Annotated in this window: 3 protein-coding genes and 1 pseudogene; 1 reads left to right on the forward strand and 3 read right to left on the reverse strand. The window is 34.9% G+C overall.

Going from position 1 to position 2,807, the window contains the following annotated elements; genetic code table 11:
• Nucleotides 1–1,222: 1,222 nt before the first annotated feature.
• On the reverse strand, nucleotides 1,223–1,378 hold the full coding sequence (locus HCUR_RS07810; protein WP_207760923.1) for a hypothetical protein: 156 nt from the start codon (nucleotides 1,376–1,378) through the stop codon (nucleotides 1,223–1,225).
• A gap of 119 nt (nucleotides 1,379–1,497) precedes the next feature.
• Nucleotides 1,498–1,692, reverse strand: a complete 195-nt coding sequence (locus tag HCUR_RS04635; protein WP_104206969.1) for a hypothetical protein — start codon at nucleotides 1,690–1,692, stop codon at nucleotides 1,498–1,500.
• Nucleotides 1,693–2,438: 746 nt separating this feature from the next.
• Between HCUR_RS04635 and HCUR_RS10240 the strand changes: the two genes are divergently transcribed.
• Nucleotides 2,439–2,603, forward strand: coding sequence for a transposase (locus HCUR_RS10240; protein ID WP_104206970.1), 165 nt, complete (start codon nucleotides 2,439–2,441; stop codon nucleotides 2,601–2,603).
• A gap of 1 nt (nucleotide 2,604) precedes the next feature.
• Here the strand turns inward: HCUR_RS10240 and HCUR_RS08635 are convergent.
• A pseudogene (locus HCUR_RS08635) lies at nucleotides 2,605–2,807 on the reverse strand (IS481 family transposase); the annotation flags it as partial.

Here is a 2,807-nt window from a genome sequence, read left to right on the forward strand (position 1 = left end):
GAAGGCTATACCATTACCGATCACTGCTCAAGCGTAACTGCTTATAAAATAAGCATAGTTTAGCCCTAAATATACCCTTCATGATCGTACAATGCAGTGGGACAGTTACACAATTATAGTCTGTGTTCCTTTACTTTTATTCTAATATACGCTTAGTAATTGTAATGGGTTTTGAAAAATGGTTGATAGGGGTGCTCTTTTATTCCACTCCTGATATTCACCTTATTGAAAAAAAAGATTTAATAGATCCGCTGCTTAATAGTGATGTTATGTTTTCGAGCCATTAAGTCCTTTTACGTGCGATCTATGGGTATTCTTTTTGAATTTAGTGATAGTCTAAAATTGGAGGCCTTAACTTTTAGGTTAACCACGCTGGAGATGAGAAAAGATTTTGCAAAATTTCGTGGCACAAAACATATATTCGGATTTTTTTGAGGTTATGTAAAGAAAATTACTATAAAAATCCTTATCCGCTCTGTCTAGATATTCTGAATTGGCATAGAGCCCCGCATCTTTCTGTGAAGGTTTTGGATCCTTAACCATTGTAACATCGTGAATCAATGCGGGGTGAGCGGGCGAAATCCGAGGAATACACCCTGTTAGAATTCTGGAGATTTTGTATCTTGAGCAGTTTGTACCGCGTGTCTCTACACGCACTAGACTATTCTATAGCATAGATACTCAGATTTTTCACTTTTTTTTATCTTTATGATGAGAGTTTACATGTTTGAATCCCCTCTCTAATACAGAACAAAATAGACTCAAAACGTTTTAGAATGGGGCATACCCAATAGTATCCCACAAAAAATCTGACTTCCATAGCCAAGAAATTATCAAAGGCTACACATTTGGATCGATACTTTAAAAATAGAAGTTGCGCGAAGCCTAGTGTTGGTGCGTTTAACCTAGTATTTGGCCATACCGTAAATTATAGTAAATCGTCTTTGTATTAGGTGCACAAGCGTGGTAGAACAAAATAAAAAATGTCCACAAGCCTATAGATTAACGATTTAAAGAAAAAAACTAATACGTTTGCTAAGAAAAGGAAAAACACAAAAAAGTATCAAAAATGCTTGAGGTACACAAGAATACAGTGAGTAAATGACATAATCAATATATAGCCAACTAAATATAAAATAAGTTCTCAAGAATCGCGCGTCAATTGAACAATGTTGTAGAATGTCTTATCTGTTTAACGTGAGCTTATTACTTCTCAATAGGACTAAGCTCGAGAGAATAAGGAGGTAAGTAAAGTATGATCAGCATTTTTAATCATTTTTTGCATAGCTTTGCCTTTATGAAAATCAGTATTATTCATGACAATACAACGGTTTTCTGGGATATTGGGTAGGACCTTTTCCTCTACCCAACAAATCAATACCTCTACAGAACCCGTAAGCAATCTAATTTCCCCTCAAGTAGAACCCATTAAAGCACCTATACTATTTGTTTTATAGATTTAGTCTACAAATTTATTCTATTTTTGGCACCCCAATCCTATTTTCTGTTACAACGCTGTCCTTTTATAGAACACCCGTAAGTTCTTGACATATCATGGGCAACTCCACGTGCATCAATTTTTCTGTTTAATTCATCATGCTTTTGACGCAATACAGATCTTTTTTCTGGATCCGCTTTTAGATGATTTAAGATTTTTTTATAGCCAACCCCAAGATGTCTCAGGGCTTTCAAAATCTCAACAGTGCTAACCCCAAAGCACTTCGCTTGTTCTGGCTGAGAGGCTCAGGATATCGTGTGATATCCTGTTCTAAATAGTTTATGTCCATTGTTCTGTCTAGGCTTATAGCAAACTAAGTTTTGTTCTAAACACGTACTCTCTCTATAGCCTGCTTACCCGTTCCAAAACGTCTACCTGATTCCTTATAGCTTACCCCTTCTTTCTTTTTAATTCCTAAACTTTTACCACGAAAAGCCAATAAAGACGACATCTTTAAATATATTTTTTTTTATTATAACCATTCTATCATTATTTGGCTATAAGAAAGACGAAAATTACGATGCTAGAGAACGTTTAAGGTGTAAATGTAGAATAGACTATTGAAAGGTAGAATGATTTATCAAAAATAATGAAAATACTAAATCGAAGGATATTGGGGCTGAGTGTGCTATAAGCAAAGGATATGTCGCAGTAGTATTAAACTTTTTCCTATGGGGAAGCAGAGAAAAAAATGAGATAAGTACTCAGAAGCAATCACTCAGAAACAATACCCCTTGTATGTATTGCTGCAAATAGTGTGGATATGACGAGTTGCAAAGATAGGGGATAAAGCAAAAAAAGAAAAAAGCTTGTAGGTAAAAATCGTGCTCAATATTCCAAAAAAATTTATAGTACAGCAGTCTTAGTGGAATCAATCCACAGAATCTATAACGGATCTTACAATAAGAATATTTTTAATCATTGGGGAGAAGAGTATTGAGTGAAAACTCTAAAACTGGGCTTAATTATAGCGCAGGTTTCATTCTATACATCACAAAAAATAAGAACGCTCATCCAATCTGTTGACTCCAGAATAGTATTTTTATTCCCTTATTCATCAGATCTAAATCCTACAGAGAAATTCTGGGGTAATATGAAACGCTAGATTAGATGTTTAGTCCCGCCAAGAAATGGTTAGGATTAATTGTAAAATATTCTGGATGAATTGTCCACTGATTTAGAATAAATTGCCAAGGAGTTTTGCCTTTGATGGCTTTAAGTCGTTTAGCGAAGGTATAAGCCATTAGATAGGCATGCAGATGCTGTTTCAGCTCATCATGAGATGCATAATGGAAATTGTTTACAGTTG

This window comes from Holospora curviuscula, from assembly GCF_002930195.1.
GTDB lineage: Bacteria > Pseudomonadota > Alphaproteobacteria > Holosporales > Holosporaceae > Holospora > Holospora curviuscula.